Annotated in this window: 1 protein-coding gene; it reads left to right on the forward strand. The window is 72.6% G+C overall.

Annotation, left to right across the window (positions count from 1 at the left end; translation table 11 throughout):
* The coding region (locus tag QWJ46_RS31185; RefSeq protein ID WP_302756404.1) for an IS110 family transposase at positions 1 to 223 on the forward strand (223 nt) is incomplete at both ends.

A 223-nucleotide genomic window follows, 5' to 3' on the forward strand; every position in this document is an offset into this window, starting at 1 on the left:
CGGCGAGGTCGGCGCCGCCGTGCTCATCGCCGAACTGCCCGAACTCGGCGCCATCGACGACAAGAAACTCGCAGCCCTCGTCGGCGTCGCCCCGGTCGCCCACGACAGCGGCACCTGGCGTGGCCAGCGCCACATCGCCGGCGGCCGCGCCACCGTCCGATGCGCCCTCTACATGGCAACGCTCTCGGCCATCCGCTGCAGCCCGGCCATCAAGGCCTTCCAC

The organism is Rhizobium sp. CBN3, assembly GCF_030518245.1.
Taxonomy (GTDB): Bacteria; Pseudomonadota; Alphaproteobacteria; order Rhizobiales; family Rhizobiaceae; genus Rhizobium; species Rhizobium aethiopicum_A.